This window comes from Mesorhizobium sp. 131-2-1 (assembly GCF_016756535.1).
GTDB lineage: Bacteria > Pseudomonadota > Alphaproteobacteria > Rhizobiales > Rhizobiaceae > Mesorhizobium.
Map to the genome: position 1 here is coordinate 5,512,759 of NZ_AP023247.1, position 15,717 is coordinate 5,528,475.

The window sequence follows — 15,717 nt, forward strand, 5'->3', positions numbered from 1 at the left end:
AGATGGCGGAAAATCCATCGGTCCAGGGGTTTGCCGATGAACGCACCGAAAACCATCCGGCCTGGCTATTCCATGTCGAGCGACGGGCTCGCGCATGTGATTGCAGGCATCTTTGCTTCGGAACTGCAGATCCCGACTGCGGACATCGACGACAATTTCTTCGATCTCGGCGGCGATTCCCTGACCGCCGAAACACTCGTCCTTGCCGTGCAGAGCCGGTTCGGCATCAAGATCCAGACCTCGGTCCTGCTTGCGGCGCCGACGCCGCGTGAATTTGGCAGGCTGGTCGCGTCCATGATGCCAAACCACAGCGCACGGCAGCTCCTGGTGCCGGTATCCGGCAGTTCCGGCCATGAGCCGATCGCGATGATCCACGGCATTTCGGGATCGGCGCTGTTCGCCAACCGTTTCGGAAAGCGGCTCAAGGAGAAATACGCGGTAACAGCCGTGCGCGGCATGGGACTTGAGCCCGGCGAACAGCCGTATTCCAGCCTGGACGAGATAAGCGCCAGCTATTTTGAAGGCCTGACCTCGGTGGCGGGCCGACCCCCACACATCATCGGCGGTATCTGCCTTGGCGGCCTGCTGGCGATCGAGGTCGGGCGCCTCACCTATGAAGCGACCGGCGAGCGGCCGGCGCTGCTGCTCATCGATCCACCGCCGCTCGGCTCGGCCTGGCTGAAGCCGATAGAGGACGACCGCATGACCGCCGGCAGGCGACGCCAGATCACGCGCAAGGTCGTCTACTGGCGCCTGCTTCGCGACGGCCTGAATGCCGCCGGGCTGGGCCAAACGCGCATCGGACGACACACCCGGCGCAAAGCATTCAAGAGCGCCCTCATCCGCGCCGCTGCCGGATTCTCGCCCTCGTCTTACCCTTGCGATATTCTGGTTCTCGCCAGTTCGGAGTGGAGCTCCGCGACGGTGGAGCAATACAAGGGCTGGGCGTCTGAAAAGACCAGGATAAAGACCGTCGTGGTGCCGGGTACGCACGACAAGTTTCGCGAAGCCAACGTGGAAGCGATCGACGACGAGATCATCGCGTTCCTCGCTGCCAGAGATGTTTCGGTGGCGTGCGAACCCGCGTCGCCATAGCATCGCAATTCCGGACGGAGGCTACGGCGAAGTCGCCGAGCCTAACCGTTTCACGCTTTTTCGTGTTTGCCTCGTTCGCAAGTCTATTGGGCGACTTGGGACACGGCCGACATCAGCTCCTGCGGGCTTGGCGCTCCAAACATATATCGCCCGCCCTCAGGAACCTCCGTGAAGCTCCAGCGGACGATGCCCTGCCGGTCCAGGAGGAACTGACCGACCAGTTGTCCGTGCCCCGTCGCCATCATCTGCTCGTCGGCTTCGGTCAGTTCGTAAGGGTCCCTCTTTTCGAGGAATTCGCCGGCCGCAAAGGGGTCCATCGGACCGGGCAACTCGCCTGGTATGTCGACCCGCAAATCCTTTGCCGCTGCCATCGAGACCTTGTACGGCCAGTTCGTCTCATTCTGGGTGAATTCGAGATTGGGCAGCCCAAAAGCACGATGTGAAGCGCGTTCAGGGTCGGAGGCAGCAACTAGGTTCGGCATCGGGTGGTAGCGGAAATAGAGACGCGCCCGCTCGATCGGCGTGTTGACCACCGTCAGGCTCCCCACGCCCTTTTCGCGCAGCTCCGGATCAAGCCGCGCCTGGGCGGCGATATGGCGCCGGCAAAACGCGCAGTGCAGACCTCGAAACAGGCCGACCAGCACCGGTCTTTGTCCGCGAAAGTCGTCAAGCGCGATCTTGCCTTCCTGGGTGATGGCGTCGAGCACCACGTTCGGCGCACGGTCGCCCGGTTGAAGCGGTACCAAGTCACTGCGCGCGGACATTTCCAACCTCCCACCCCGGCTAGTCGAGAAAAGGCAGCACCACAAGCCCTTCCGGGTCGAGCCCGTGCTGGGCGCATATACCCTGCGCCAGGGAAAAGTAGCGTTCAGCCTCGGCCAGATTGTCGAGGTCGAGATTAAGCGTTGCGAGACCATCATAGCACGGAAACAGCAGTTGCGGTTCGCCCGTTTCGCGGGCAACGTCCAGTGCGTCGTGGAACAAGCCTACCGCCAATTCCGGACGGCCGTTGCACTGGTGGATCTGCCCAAGCACGATCAGCGGCACCGGCAGGTGCTCGCGCTGGTCGAGCGCCCGGTCGATCTCGATGGCCTTCTCGGCAGCAGGCACACCCTCCGTCGGACAGCGATCCGTGAAAGTACAGCAAGCGACCGCCAGATTGGCGAGGAGGCGCGCCTGGAAACCCAAATCACCAATATGGCGCGCCACTTCAAGACCGCGCCGACAGACCTCCATCGCCTTTGCCGGATCGATGGTCGTGTAAAGCACGCCGAGATTGGTGTAGCCGCGGCAAGCCGTGCCCAGGAGACCGGCGGCTTCGGCCAATTCAATGCTACGCTCAACCTGGCTAACGGCTTCGCGGTCTCGCCCGAGGCGAGCCAACGCGACAGCCTTGGTATTAAGTGCCTCGGCGGTCACAAGGGTGGCATCACGCCCCACCTCGGAGACGTGCTCCGTTGTCAGAGTGCCAACGCAATCCAGCGCCGCGTCTGCCCATTTTGCCGCCAGAGCGTGATCTCCGCTACGGAACGCCTGTCGGCCACGTTCTTGCCAGAGATGCGCCTGCTCGACCGGGGCATCCGCTCCATCGAGGAGCGCGGCCGCTTCAGCATAGTGGGATTCTGCGTTGTCCCGCTTGCCGACGTCCCAGAGCAGCCGACCGATCTTGCGCAAAACGCGCGCCGAAGCGACACAATCAGCCGACGCGCGATATGCCTGCAGCACCGTCTCGTAGTGCTGGTGCGCGATGTCGCGGCGGCCCAACGGGGCGCTCAAATCGGCGATGCGCTCTGCAATTGCCAGTTTGAGCGGTGTTTGCCCGTTCTCGCCCAACGCAGACAGTGCTCGCTCGTAGAAACGAAGGGCGTCGTCGTTGGCGTATATCATGCGAGCGCGATCGCCCGCCGCCTGCAGGTAAAGCGCGCCCCTCTCCCGCTCGGCGCTCAGTGCGAAATGATGACCAAGCATGGTCAAATCCTCGAGCCGTTCCGGCTTGTCGCCGCACAGTTGCTCCAAGGCAGCACCGACCCGCCCGTGGATGTCGGTCCGGCGTTGCAGGAGCAGGTTCTGGTAGATCACGTCCTGCAGTAATTTTTGCGTAAAGCGGTAGCTCTGCGACGAAACCGAGCCTGATCCGGCTACCTCCTCGATGATTTCCGCATCGCAAAGCAGCTCGCAGCCGGCCTCCAGGCGGCCGGGGTCGGCGGCCACGGCTTTCAGAAGTGTGGCATCGAAGCGCGGGCCGATCACCGCGGCTTCCTGGGCCAACCGGCGCACCTCCTGGGGCAGCCGATCGACGCGGGCAAGCAACATTGCCTGGATAGTAGCGGGAATGCCGGTTGCGACTTCGCCTGCCACAGTCCGCCATCGCTGGCCCTCGCGCACCAGTACACCGCGATCGATAAGGCCGCGAACGATCTCCTCCACAAAAAGCGGGTTGCCGCCCGCACGCTCGAGGATCTGGTCGAGAAGCCCTCCTGCCGAGCTTACCCAGCTCTCGCCGAAAAGCGCCACCAGCAATCTGCGTCCGTCATCACTGTTGAGCGGAGAAAGCCTGAGCGCTGTGTGACTGACCCGACTTGAGTCGAGCTGGTCGTTGTCCGGCGCCGGACGATGCGTGACCAGCAACATCAACCGCGTGCGCTCCAACCTGTCGATCACGAAACGCAGTGCCTCGAGCGACGCGGCATCAGCCCAGTGCAGGTCTTCGACGACAATCAACAGCGGCGACAACGCAAGCCGCCGTTCGATGATTGTGCGGACTGCGTAGAGAATTTGCCGGCGCAACTGCTCGGGCTCGACATGCTGCAGGGTGGCATCCGGGTCGCCGAGGCCAAGCACATGGTAGAGCAAAGGCATCAGCCGCTTAGCCTCCTCGCCCTGCAGGCCGAGATCGGCAAGCAAGCCTGCGAGCTTGCCCCGCATTTCGTCCCCATTGTCGTTTTGCATCATCCCGGCAGCGCTGCGCACCACTGCGCCCAGGGCGCCAAATGATTGCTCGCCCAGCGGTGAGCACGTGGCTTGCCGCACGGCGACGTTGCGAAAACGATCCTCGTCGCCAACGCGGGCGACGAACTCCTTCACCAGCCGCGATTTCCCGATACCGGCTTCTCCGACGAGGCGGACAAGTTGGGCCGAGCCGCCGCACGCCTGGTCAAGACTCGCCAGCATTCTATTGAGCTCGGCACCCCGACCTATGATCGGCGCGCTGAGGCCGAGCGCCTCGAGCCCACGCGCCGCACGCGGCGCCGCAAGCGGTGCATCCAGTCGATGGACGAGCACACTGCCAGCCTTGCCGCGAAGCACGACGTCTCCCAGCGACTCGTAAGAAAAGGCATGCCGGGTCAGCCTGTGAGTGAGCTCGCCGACCAGCACCTCACCCGGTGCGGCCAGCGATTGCAGCCGTTGCGCCGTATTCACTGTGTCGCCGGTCACCGAATAGGATTTGGCGGCGCCGATGCCCAATCCTCCAGTAACGACCGGACCCGTGTTTATGCCGATGTGGAGCAACAGAGGCGAGCCGGAGTGGGAGGTGCGTTCGCCAAGCCGCGCCGTCCGGGCGATCATGTCGAGAGCGGCGCGAAGCGCACGTTCCGGATCGTCCTCGTGCGCGACTGGCGCACCGAACAAGGCGAGCAGCGCATCGCCGATGAATTTGTCGACGAAACCACCAAAGTTTCGCACGGCCGCCGTCAATTCCTTGAACAGCTCGTTCTGCAGCGTCTGCATGACCTCGGGGTCGAGCTGCTCGCTGAGTGTCGTGAAGCCGCAAAGGTCGGCGAACAGGACCGTTACCGTCCGGCGATCGGCGTCAGAGACGGGATGCAGCCGTTCTTCGCTCTCGATGTTCGCAAGCGGCGACGGAGGTCGAGAAGGCGGCACAATGGTCCGGCTTGGTGTCGGAGCAGGCCGTTCGACGGCTTTTGCGGGCGCACCGACGCTTGCCCCACATTTCGGACAGAATTCGAAATCAGGTGCGCAGAGATAGCCGCAACTGGCGCATGGCACGGGCTGGCGCCTGCCACATTTCGGACAGAAAGCGAAACCGCCCTCAACCTCGAAACCGCAGCCTGAGCAGTCCATGGAGCAAGACCTCACTTGCGGCCGCGACGGCGCGATCTCGCAAAGCGCTTCACGGCCACGGTATTCACAAGCATGAACCGATAGCCGTCGACCAGCAAGCGGCAGCGCAAATGGGCATCGAGCGATCCGTGTGGGCGCGGTGGCGGAGTGCTGCGGATTCGGGGGGCTGCGTCGCCGTCGTTGCGAAAGTTGCCTCTTACTCTCCGTCTTTCCTGCTATCCTGGGGATGAGGAGACGGACCCATGAGCGAGAATCGTAAGCTAGCGGCAATCCTAGCTGCAGATGTGGTCGGATACAGCCGGCTCGCGAGCGCGGACGAAGATCTTACTTTGGCGAGATTGCGAACACTGCGCAGCGACCTGATCGATCCCACCATCGCAGTGCACAACGGGCGGGTGATCAAGCGCACCGGGGATGGGGCGCTGGTTGAGTTCCGCAGTGTGGTGGATGCCGTGCGCTGCGCCGTTGAGGTTCAAAACGGCATGGTTGAGCGTAATGCCGGCGTGCCGCAGGACCGCCGCATCGAGTTCAGAATCGGCATCCATCTGGGGGATGTGGTGGAAGAAAGTGACGGCGACCTGATGGGCGACGGCGTCAACATCGCCTCGCGTCTGGAGGGCGTCGCGTCGCCCGGCGCCATCTGCCTGTCCGAGGATGCCTATCGCCAGGTCAAGGCGAGGCTCGACCTCTCGGTCAGCGATCTCGGGAGCACGCAGCTCAAGAACATCGCCGAGCCAATCCGGGTCTATTCGCTGCAAGTCGGCAGCTCCGGGACCAAGGCGGCCGCGGCCTCGGAAACCGCGGCGAGCCGGCCGGCGACGGCAGCGCCGCCGAAGCTGTCGATCGCCGTCCTGCCGTTCGCCAACATGAGCGGTGACACCGAACAGGACTACTTCGCCGACGGCATATCTGAAGACATCATCACGGCGCTGTCCAAACTGTCGCAGCTCTTCGTCATCGCACGCAATTCCTCGTTCACCTTCAAGGGCCAGAACGTCCATGTGCAGGAGGTGGGCGCGAAGCTCGGTGTTCGGCATGTACTTGAGGGCAGCGTACGCAAGTCGGGGAACAGGGTGCGCATCACCGCGCAGCTCATCGATGCAACCACGGGCGGCCATCTTTGGGCGGAGCGGTTCGATCGCGACCTCACCGACATATTCGCCGTGCAGGACGACGTGACGCAGCAGATCGTCGGTGCGCTGGCGCTCAATCTGACTGAGGGTGACCGTCAGCGGCTGGCGCCCGAGCACTCGCGTAACACGGAGGCGTATGACTATTTACTGCGGGGCCGGGAGCTGTGGCACCGGCTGACGAAGGAGACGAACGTCGCGGCCCGCGACCTCTTGCAACGTGCCATCGAACTGGACCCGAAGTTTGCCTCTGCCCACGCTTTCCTCGCCCTCACGCACGGCGTCGATTACCTGAATAGGTGGAGTGCATCGCCGCCGGAATCGATGGCGCAAGCGGAAGAGGCCGCAACGCGAGCGGTAACGCTGGATGGCAGCGATCCCTGGGCGCACTGGGCGCTGGCTATAACCAAGCTATATACACGACGGCACGATGACGCCATCGACGAGGCCGAGCGCGCGATAGTCCTCAATCCGAACTTCGCCGAGGGGCACGTCATCCTCGGCGAGGCGCTGTACTATTCGGGCAGATCCGAGGAGGCCCTCGAGAGTTACGCCCGGGGAAAGATCTTGAATCCATACTTTCCGGATGTGCTTCTGCACTTCCAGGCTTTGGCCCAGTTTCAGCTAGGAAGGTACGAAGCGGCCGTTGACCTCTTGCTGCAACGGCTGGCTCGCAACACCGTCACCGACGTCTCGCGCGCGCTTCTAGCCGCCAGCTATGGCCATTTGGGCCGCTTCGCCGAGGCCCGCGCGGCATGGCAGGAGGTGCTTCGCGTCAACCCCGATTATTCGCTGGAATACCGTCGCAAAGTCATGCCCTACAAGAACCCTGCCGATTTCGAACTCATGGTCGAAGGGCTCCGCAAGGCTGGTGTCGTGCAATGACAGGTGAGTCAGGTCAGGCTTGTTTATGAGCGCAATGGCGAGGACCAGATGATCCTCACCAGAGCGGTGAAGAAATGCGCGAGCAGCCCCGGCGCATCGACCTCAGCTCTAAGCCGTCGGGCATGACCGCTTGCCATTCAAGCCTGTCATCAAGTCCTTTTTGCCTACCTCTAATTCGCTCCGATCTTGACAGAGCAAGTGCTGCCATCCGATGCCGTCATCCGTTTTGACATTCGCCGACCCCTGCCGAAGAAGACGAAAGCTCGATGATCCAGGACAATGCTACCGTAGGCGGTGTGGTACCGATGTTCGATGCCGAGCAAGCCAGGCGCGGGTAAGACGGCGTGGCACATAATCCCCTGGTTTCAATCGTAGTGCCTGCGCACAACGCGGAGGCGACGCTGGCGCGCGCGCTCGATTGCCTTCTCGATCAGGAAATAGCGGATTGGGAGGCGATCATCGTCGATGACGCTTCCACCGACAGCACCCCCGCGATCATCGCCGGTTATGAGCACGACGCCCGATTTCGCACGTTGAGGTCTTGCGCGCATAGCGCCGCGGCCGCGCGCAATAGCGGGATTGCGACAGCGCGCGGCCACTGGCTGATGTTTCTGGATGCGGACGATTGGGTGGATGCCAGCTTCCTTGCGAAAATGCTGGCCGCGCTGAAAACCGCTCCCGATGCAGTGGCCGCCTATTGCGGTTCCCGGCGTGTGATGCCCGATGGCGAACTCACCCCATCGAGCCTCTTGACTGAGGTTGCGATCCAGCCCTTCGAAACATTCGCCCGCCGGTGTGCCATCTGTACTCACGCGCTGCTGGTCGATCGGGAGACGATTGTCGAGTTGGGCGGTTTCGATGTGTCGCTGCGCACCTGCGAGGGCTGGGATCTGTGGCAATGCATCGCACGTCTGGGCAAAAATTGGGTGATGGTCGACGAGCCGCTCGCCTTCTATCGGACCAGCCCCAATGCACTCTCCCGCAATTCGACGCAGATGCTGGCAGATGCGGAAATCGTGATCGCCCGCGGCTTTTCTGCTGATCCCAGGGTCAAACACCCGGCATCGGCTCACGCCAACGGCGCGATCGAGGCGAACGGCGGCTCCGCTTCCGAAGCCCTTGCGTGGTTCGCCTTGTGGAACGCCGCGTCGGAATGCGGCAGCGGTGCGCGATCGATCGACCCGCAGTCGCTGCGCGCGCTCCCGGTAGCACGCAAGTGGGCGCGTGAGATCGCCAGGGTGGTCTTCGATGGCCTTATGGCAGGGAGCCTGTCGGTGCCAGCGCAATTGGCTGCCAGGTGGGACAGGTTCGGCGGCGCCATCACCGAGTTGATCATCGGACTCGGCAAAGTCTGGGACAGTTCCGTCGCGGCTCGCCGCGTCCAGTATCACCTTGAGCAGATGCTTCTCGAGGCAGACGATCTTGCCGCGCCGCGCAGTCTGGCGCGAACACTTGGACTTCGCGTCGACGCCCGAAATCCGACCTCGACCAAACTGCCAGAAGGAACCGATCAAATCTATGCCCATCTGATCATGGATGGCCAGATCGAGGCTGTCGTGCAGTTCGGCGCACTCGGGACAGTAACAACGGATCATTGGATCGAATTGATCCTGGATGTCGTGCCCCCTGAGCGGCTTTCAGACAGTGCCGAGGCATTGTTGTCCACAGCGGAACGCCGGTCCGATCCAGACAGCCACTTCGGCAAACTCGCGCGATTGGCCGCAGAGGCGCAGGAACTGGTACGGTCGAGCGCCGAGCCTGCGGAGCGTCTTGCAGCGCCACGCCGTAAACCGGCCGCGGACGGGCACGCCAATGATCGCACGTCGTTCTGGAATCGCCATTTCGCGACCGAGAACCACTGGAACTACGCCTCGCCCTATGAGCAGGAAAAATATCAGCGGCAGCTCGAAATTCTGCCTGCCGGTCCCATCGGACGGGCGCTCGAGCTGGCCTGCGCGGAGGGCCATTTCACGCGGCAGCTGGCGCCACGAGTGGGCCATCTGACCGCAACCGACATATCCGCCGTGGCCATCGGGCGGGCGGGCGCGCGATGCAGCGATCAGCCGAATGTTGAGTTCGGCGTACTGGATTTCGCTGCGGACACGCTGCCGGGTGGGATGGACCTGATCGTCTGTTCGGAAGTGCTCTACTACCTGGATGATCTCGCCGAGTTGCGGCGCGTCGCCAAGAAACTTGTTGAGGCGCTGGCGCCTGGAGGCAGTTTCATCAGCGCACACGCATTCGTGCTGCGTGACAATCTTGAAAGGACGGGTTTCGACTGGAACACGTTCGGTGCGCAAGCGATCTCTGAGACGCTGGCAGCGACCGAAGGCCTCGTCCTCGAGCAATCGATCCAGACCGAGCTCTATCGCATAGACCGCTTCCGCCGCCTGTCGCCAAGCGACGTGGCGACGGAACCGGTGATCGATCATGTTCCAATCCACGCGCCTATCGAAATCGGGGTCGCGCGAAAGATCGTCTGGGGCGGGGCGCGGGCCTTGCGCCGCGACGTCGCACGTAGCGAGCGGCGGCAGCGTATCCCTGTCCTCATGTATCACAGCGTCTCCGATGATGGTCCGGCCGCGCTCGCCCGCTTTCGGCTCACGCCCGCCGCATTCGCCAGCCAGATGACATGGCTGCGCGCCAATGGCTTTCACGCGATTAATTCAGAGCAGCTGGAAGGGTGCATCGCCAACCGTCAACCTTTCGTTGGCCGCCCGGTGCTCATCACCTTCGATGACGGCTTCCAGAACTTTGACGACCATGCCTGGCCGATCTTGCGCAAAAACGACCTGACCGCGGAAGTGTTCCTGGTGACGGACCTGATGGGTGAAAGTGCATGGTGGGACGCCGAAATCGGCCCGCCGACGCCGCTTATGGGCGCCGGGACGGTGCGACGCCTCGCCGGCGAAGGTGCGTTCTTCGGAAGCCATATGGCGACGCATCGCGCTATCGACGGCCTGTCGAGCTCTGACCTGGCTGCCGAGCTCCTGCGCTCTCGGATGTTCATCGAACGGTGGACCGGTCGGCCAACCACGGCATTCGCGGCACCCTTCTCCGTCACCGACCGGCGGCTTGGCCGGCTGGCCAAAGAGTGCGGCTATCGGATCGGCTTCGGCGGCAGACACGGGCCGGCGGGCCTCGATTGCGATCTCATCGACCTTCCGCGCATCGAGATTCGTGGGGATCGCTCGCTCGATGACTTTGTTGCCATTGTCGAGGCCGTGCTCAAATGAACGGTGAACTTCTCAGTGTCATTGTTCGCGGTCACAGCCGTCGCTTGCGGTTGCGCTCTAGAAGATCACCCCTGGATCAGCCCTGAAGCGATGCCCAGGTCGCCTTGATCTCTGCCCGGCCGATCTTGCGCCATCGGGCGTTTTCGCGAACCAGTTTCAGGTCTTCGGTCGTCTCCGCAAATGTCCGCAATCGGTATTGCCGGAGCAGGTCCGGGAAGAGCGCCCCTTCCGGCAGTCCGGCTAGCTGCTCGCGGACCGAGGTCTTTTCATCAATGACCCGCGCGCCCCAGGCATTTTCCCGTACCCGCAGTTCCGCAGCCAGATCGCGCTCTTCCGGCGCGTTTTCGTCTAGCGCAGCCAGCAGGACCGAATGGAAAAGCGCCACATAGCCGATCTGCCTCAGGCCACCCACGACCCGCACCCGCGGCAATATTGCAAGGACGAGGAACATCAGGAACAGGTTCGGCAGCAGCACGCCATCCAGCAGCGCCTGCTTGAGCTGCGGCCGCTCGAACGGGATGGAAAGACCATGCGGCCTGTCAGGCTCGATCAGGCGTCCGTTCTCGAGGACGAGCTTGCGCACGCGCTGCTCGCGGATGCCCCAGAAATAGTCCGTGGCATTGGGCAGGAACCTGCCGAATGGTCCCGATGCGGCCTCTTGCATGGCATGTTCGAGACGCTGGCGTCTTGCGGGCTCGATGAGCAGCCTGGAAAGAAGGCTGCCGTCATGTGCCAGATGCCGCGCCATGGCAGAAGCGGCGAGCCGATCATCGATGAAAACCGGCAGGGCCATGCCGAAACGATCCCAATCGGCGACCAGATCCTCGTTGAGGGCTGTCAGCGCATCGGCGGCGGTTCCAAACACTTTGTCCTGGCTGGCAAGTAGCGTACCCAGCCAGCGGCTGGCATCGGTTTCATCGCCCACCGCTTCGAGCGCGCGCTTGTTGATGGAAACAGGGCCCGCCGCGCAGACGCTTTTGCGGCACAGTTTGTGGCGCCCCATGCCAAACAGGTTGATCTTGTCGTCGCCGAGATCGAGCCATCCCGGCCCCTCCCGGCCAATTGTCTCCATGGTCATCGTCGATCCCATGAAGCCGAAGAAGGCCGACAGCCCGTTTTCGACCGCGCCGAGCCAGGCAAGCAGGAGGGCATCGAAGGTGATCCGATCCATCAGAAGCAGGCAGTGCAGGCCGGACTGGATCACCGGCCTGTGCTCGAACTCTTCGAGGGCCCTGCCGATCTCCTCGGGCTGCATGATCACACTGAGGCGCTGCTGCAGGACTTCGCGCAGGATCGAGCGGGCATCGATTGCCGGGCCCGATGCAGGCCTTGCCACCGGCCGCCACAGATGGCGGGCGTACTCGGAAACCGGTGCATTCCAGTTCTGCTCGATGTCACGCACGACTTCCGGGCAGAGCAGCGACAGCACAGCCAGAATTTCCGCCGGAGGCGCAGGGGTTGGGTCGAGGACGGTGGTCATTGGTCCCGTCTAGCCGCTTGCAGTGCAAACGCCAAGGGAGACAGCCAAGACCATACAGCGGATCTCAGAACCGCAGCCGGGCCATGCTCAGCAGGTCGTGGTACTGCCCGTCGGTAAAGCCGGCCTTCACATGCCGACCTTCGACCTCGAAGCCGTGGCTGGTGTAGAGACGGATGGCCGGTTCGTTGTCGGCATAGACCGTCAATTCGACCCGTTTCAGGGCCCGCCAGTTGTCGGCCACGTCAAGCAGCGCGCCAAGTATGGCAGAGCCGACGCCCTTGCCGACAAAGGCATCGTCGACGCCGATGTTGATCTCGCCGATGTGCGAACGGCGCGGCGAACCCTGCACCACCAAGCTGCCATGGCCGACGACCTTGTCGTCCAACTCCGCAACGATCCAGGTGGTTTCCTGAGCGGCCTTGGCGATGCGCCGCTCCACCTGCTCCACCCTCTCGAAGGGCATCCTGAACGTGCCCCAGCGGAAGCCAGGCATGTTGAAGATCGCGCAAAGCGCCTCGGCATCGCTTGGCCGGACGGGTCGGAGCCGCGGCTGGATTTTCTCGGAGGATGGCGAAGTCGTGCTGCTCATGGCGTTCCCGGCTAGAGCAATTCCAAGAAAAGTGTCAGCGGTTTTCCGCCCCGGAATTGCGTCAGAACAAAGAGATAGAGCAGTTCGCCGTTTTTTTGAAACGGTGAAATGCTCCAAGGCAATCGGCCCGGCACGATGCACCGGACATCATCTGAAAATCCAGCCGTCTGCGTAACCTATGATGCCGATTTCGAGCCAAAATACCGCGAGGCGGCGTAGAGTTTGAAGACGCCACTGATGCCGATCCAGCCGAAAAGGGCGAGCCAGCACAATGTCCCGGTCGCCGTCCAGTCGATCCGGTGCACCGCAACGTCGGTGATGGCGAGGCCAAGGATGGAAAGCAGGCCAACGAGAAACTGCGCCAAGCCGAGCACCAGCAGTTCCTCGCGCGGCGCGTTTCTGCAGACGAGATATGTGCCGCCCGCGCCGGCGAGGAAGATGGCGCTGTAGACCTGAGCATGGAAGGCATCGACCGGCCATGGCCAGATGCCGCTGAATGTCAGGGGAAACAGCAACAGGCCGAGGCCATAGAGCCCAAGGATCGCCGATTCCACCGGCATGTAGCCGCGCCATGCGGGGTTCAAGGTCACGCCTTTTGCAGCAGGACGGGCCCTGGCTCGCCACAGGAACAGCCCTGATACCGCGACCGAGGCAAGATAGACCAGAAACCAGAGCCAGGGCGCTTTGCGCTCGAAGTTGAAATAGCCGAGATTGATGAACGAAGCCGCCGACACGATGACGGTGAAGATGAAGGCCATGACGAGGACGAGCCTGCCGGGCGACCAGCGATTCCAGAAGAGCAGCGCCGCCATCACGACCATTTCGGCGGTGTAGAAGCCGCCGAGGAAGCGGGCATTGAACGGCGTGACGGCCCAGGGCCAGCGCGGCTTGACCAGCGCAGGCGCGAAAAACAGGCAGGCGCCGACGATGAGGACGATGATGACCGCCACGGAGAAAAGGCGCAGGGCCGCGGGAAATGGCGGGTTGTTGGATGTCGGCATGGGAGAGCCCCGAAGATGAATGCCCATGGACCATCATAGTGCGGCATGCGGCCGGTGAAAATCTGCCGAATGGAATTGGACAGTCGCCAGGCTTGTCTATTCGAATGGCCGTACGGTACGTTTCGACGTAAAATGGAGCACTCGGACCAAAGAGCGGTCCGGTCAACACGCCTCGGGGCGCATTTTCCGGAGCCTGCACGATGAACGAAGCTCAGGACCTGTTCTCGCTTCTGCGGCAATCGACCGATATCGATCCACTGGCAATCGACGCGATCAAGCGAAACATCGCGGAGGGCGAGGACCGCGACCTTTGCCGCATCAATGCGCCAGCCTTCGCCAGCAAGCATGGCCTCGACGAGGAGCGAGCCATCAGCGCCTTTCTCCATGCGGCGCGGGTGGGCATCTTCGATATTTCCTGGAATGTTCTGTGCCCCGGCTGCGGCGGCGTGCTCGACACCAACGCCACGCTGAAAACCCTGCAGAAGGACGAATACACCTGCGCACTGTGCTCGCAGGGCTATTCGCCGACCCTCGACGAGATGGTCGAGGTGACATTCACCGTCAGTCCCCGCATACGCAGGATTGCCGCCCACAATCCACACGACCTGCCGATGGTGGAATATTTCCGCCAAATCTACTGGGCGTCCGGCGTCGATGTACCGGATGAGGATTTCGCGAAAAAGCTGGAAGCGTTCTCGCTGGAGGATATTGAGCTTGCGCCCGGTGAAAAGGCGGTTCTGCCCATACAGCTTCCGTCCGAATTCATCATCGTCTTCGAGCCGGTCACCCATTCAGCGCAGTTCATCGACGTGAAGGGCGAACCAACAAAGGAGCGCCGAAGCCTCTCTTTGGTCTTCGACCGCGACCATGTCCAGAACCAGACGCTGCAGATGCAGCCCGGCCCGTTGCGCATTTCGCTGGAAAACAGGACCGACACCCGTGTGCTGCCAACGGTCTTCATCGCCGGCGAGGCATTGCATGATTTCCTGGGCAAACGCCGGCCGTTCCTTACCGCCAAGCGCCTGCTCACCAACCAGACGTTCCGCGATCTCTATCGCACCGATACACTGGACATCGACCAGCGCCTGAAGATCACCAGCCTGACCTTCCTGTTCACCGACCTGCGCGGATCGACCGCGCTTTACGAGCGGGTGGGCGACCTTGCGGCCTTCGATCTCGTGCGCGCACACTTCCAGGTTCTGCACGAGATCGTCGCGGCCGAAGCCGGCGCGGTGGTGAAGACGATCGGTGACGCGGTGATGGCGACCTTCGCGACGCCTGATCGTGCGATTGCCGCGGCCCTCAGGATGCGCGATGCCATGCGTGCGCTCAACGACGCGAGCGGGCGCGAGGATCTGCTGCTCAAGATCGGCGTGCATGCCGGCCCCTGCATCGCCGTGACTTTGAACGAGCGACAGGACTATTTCGGCCAGACGGTCAACATCGCTTCGCGGGTCCAGAACCTTGCCAACGCACAGGCGATCTTCGCCACTCGCGCGGTGGTCGACGACAATCTCACCGCCGATCTGTTGCACAGGAACGCACTGACGCCCGTGCCACACGAGGTCTCGCTGCGCGGCATTGAGCGAGAGATAGCAGTCTATACGATCCCCTGAAGACTTTGGTCGTCCCGGCCCTCACACGCGCCTGCAGATAAAATAACGATCGGCGGGCACCGAAGGCGGCGGCGCGAGGCGCTGCAACTGCGGGTGGTCGAGCGGCGTGCCGCTGACCGCGATGCCGCCGACGCGAAGCAGGCGCGCGATCAGATCGGGAAGCCAGGTGGCGGTCACTGCATCGCGATCTTCATAGCCGGTGCCGATGTCGGCATGAACAAGAGCGGCGTCGATGCCGATGAACCTGCTCGCCGTCTCGCGTATTTCGCCGAGCACGAGGTTTTCAGCTTCGGGAATTGAGCTGGCGTGCGCTGCCAGTGCGCGGTCGAACGCCACGATCCGGCGTCCGGGCAGGCGCTCGCGCAGATGGTGGAACGTCCGACCATTGCCGAGGCCGAGCTCGATCACAGGGCCCTCGATGTTCGCCACCTCCGCGCAGACCTGGTCGAGAATGTCGCGCTGCGCGGTCAGCCTGCGGATGAAACTCTCGAGGCGACTCATATGCGTCTTTGTGTCCTGAACCAGCTCAAGAGATCGGCAATTGCCCGCGACCAGCACGGTTCGCGGGTGAAACCCGAGGGCGACGTGCTAAGCCCCGATCG

The 15,717-nt window shown here is 62.7% G+C and carries 10 protein-coding genes; 4 read left to right on the forward strand and 6 right to left on the reverse strand.

The features are described 5' to 3' along the window. Nucleotides 1-36 precede the first annotated feature (36 nt). Nucleotides 37-1,095: a thioesterase domain-containing protein gene (locus tag JG743_RS26765; RefSeq protein ID WP_202294449.1), complete on the forward strand. Its 1,059-nt coding sequence runs from the start codon at nt 37-39 to the stop codon at nt 1,093-1,095. Nucleotides 1,096-1,178: 83 nt separating this feature from the next. Here the strand turns inward: JG743_RS26765 and JG743_RS26770 are convergent, their stop codons facing one another. Next, nucleotides 1,179-1,859 (reverse strand): redoxin domain-containing protein, encoded by a 681-nt coding sequence (locus tag JG743_RS26770; RefSeq protein WP_202294452.1) that lies wholly within the window; start codon nt 1,857-1,859, stop codon nt 1,179-1,181. Nucleotides 1,860-1,878: 19 nt separating this feature from the next. Then, nucleotides 1,879-5,178, reverse strand: a complete 3,300-nt coding sequence (locus JG743_RS26775) for an adenylate/guanylate cyclase domain-containing protein (protein WP_202294454.1) — start codon at nt 5,176-5,178, stop codon at nt 1,879-1,881. A 242-nt stretch (nt 5,179-5,420) separates the two neighbouring features. Here JG743_RS26775 and JG743_RS26780 point away from each other — a divergent pair, with 242 nt between their 5' ends. Continuing rightward, on the forward strand, nt 5,421-7,193 hold the full coding sequence (locus JG743_RS26780; RefSeq protein WP_202294457.1) for an adenylate/guanylate cyclase domain-containing protein: 1,773 nt from the start codon (nt 5,421-5,423) through the stop codon (nt 7,191-7,193). 344 nt (nt 7,194-7,537) lie between these two features. Then, nucleotides 7,538-10,429 (forward strand): trifunctional glycosyltransferase/class I SAM-dependent methyltransferase/polysaccharide deacetylase, encoded by a 2,892-nt coding sequence (locus JG743_RS26785; protein WP_202294461.1) that lies wholly within the window; start codon nt 7,538-7,540, stop codon nt 10,427-10,429. 76 nt (nt 10,430-10,505) lie between these two features. On the opposite strand, the gene JG743_RS26790 is transcribed toward JG743_RS26785, so the two are convergent. From JG743_RS26790 to JG743_RS26800, 3 genes are all read right to left on the reverse strand, one after another. Continuing rightward, nucleotides 10,506-11,909, reverse strand: coding sequence for a hypothetical protein (locus tag JG743_RS26790; protein ID WP_202294465.1), 1,404 nt, complete (start codon nt 11,907-11,909; stop codon nt 10,506-10,508). Nucleotides 11,910-11,973: 64 nt separating this feature from the next. Further along, a complete protein-coding gene (locus JG743_RS26795; RefSeq protein ID WP_244672918.1) occupies nt 11,974-12,615 on the reverse strand; it encodes a GNAT family N-acetyltransferase in 642 nt (213 codons plus the stop codon). A 59-nt stretch (nt 12,616-12,674) separates the two neighbouring features. Then, nucleotides 12,675-13,499 (reverse strand): hypothetical protein, encoded by an 825-nt coding sequence (locus JG743_RS26800; protein ID WP_202294468.1) that lies wholly within the window; start codon nt 13,497-13,499, stop codon nt 12,675-12,677. Between the two features lie 200 nt (nt 13,500-13,699). Between JG743_RS26800 and JG743_RS26805 the strand changes: the two genes are divergently transcribed. Further along, on the forward strand, nt 13,700-15,115 hold the full coding sequence (locus JG743_RS26805; RefSeq protein WP_202294471.1) for an adenylate/guanylate cyclase domain-containing protein: 1,416 nt from the start codon (nt 13,700-13,702) through the stop codon (nt 15,113-15,115). 21 nt (nt 15,116-15,136) lie between these two features. Here JG743_RS26805 and JG743_RS26810 read toward each other — a convergent pair whose 3' ends face one another. Beyond that, complete coding sequence (locus JG743_RS26810) at nt 15,137-15,616, reverse strand: class I SAM-dependent methyltransferase (protein ID WP_202302992.1); 480 nt, start codon at nt 15,614-15,616, stop codon at nt 15,137-15,139. Nucleotides 15,617-15,717 lie beyond the last annotated feature (101 nt).

Coding starts and splice junctions, on each gene's coding strand:
- JG743_RS26765 (WP_202294449.1), top strand. CDS start 37: ATGAACGCACCGAAAACCATCCGGCCTGGCTATTCCATGTCGAGCGAC.
- JG743_RS26780 (WP_202294457.1), top strand. CDS start 5,421: ATGAGCGAGAATCGTAAGCTAGCGGCAATCCTAGCTGCAGATGTGGTC.
- JG743_RS26770 (WP_202294452.1), bottom strand. CDS start 1,859: ATGTCCGCGCGCAGTGACTTGGTACCGCTTCAACCGGGCGACCGTGCG.
- JG743_RS26775 (WP_202294454.1), bottom strand. CDS start 5,178: ATGGACTGCTCAGGCTGCGGTTTCGAGGTTGAGGGCGGTTTCGCTTTC.
- JG743_RS26800 (WP_202294468.1), bottom strand. CDS start 13,499: ATGCCGACATCCAACAACCCGCCATTTCCCGCGGCCCTGCGCCTTTTC.
- JG743_RS26805 (WP_202294471.1), top strand. CDS start 13,700: ATGAACGAAGCTCAGGACCTGTTCTCGCTTCTGCGGCAATCGACCGAT.
- JG743_RS26790 (WP_202294465.1), bottom strand. CDS start 11,909: ATGACCACCGTCCTCGACCCAACCCCTGCGCCTCCGGCGGAAATTCTG.
- JG743_RS26810 (WP_202302992.1), bottom strand. CDS start 15,616: ATGAGTCGCCTCGAGAGTTTCATCCGCAGGCTGACCGCGCAGCGCGAC.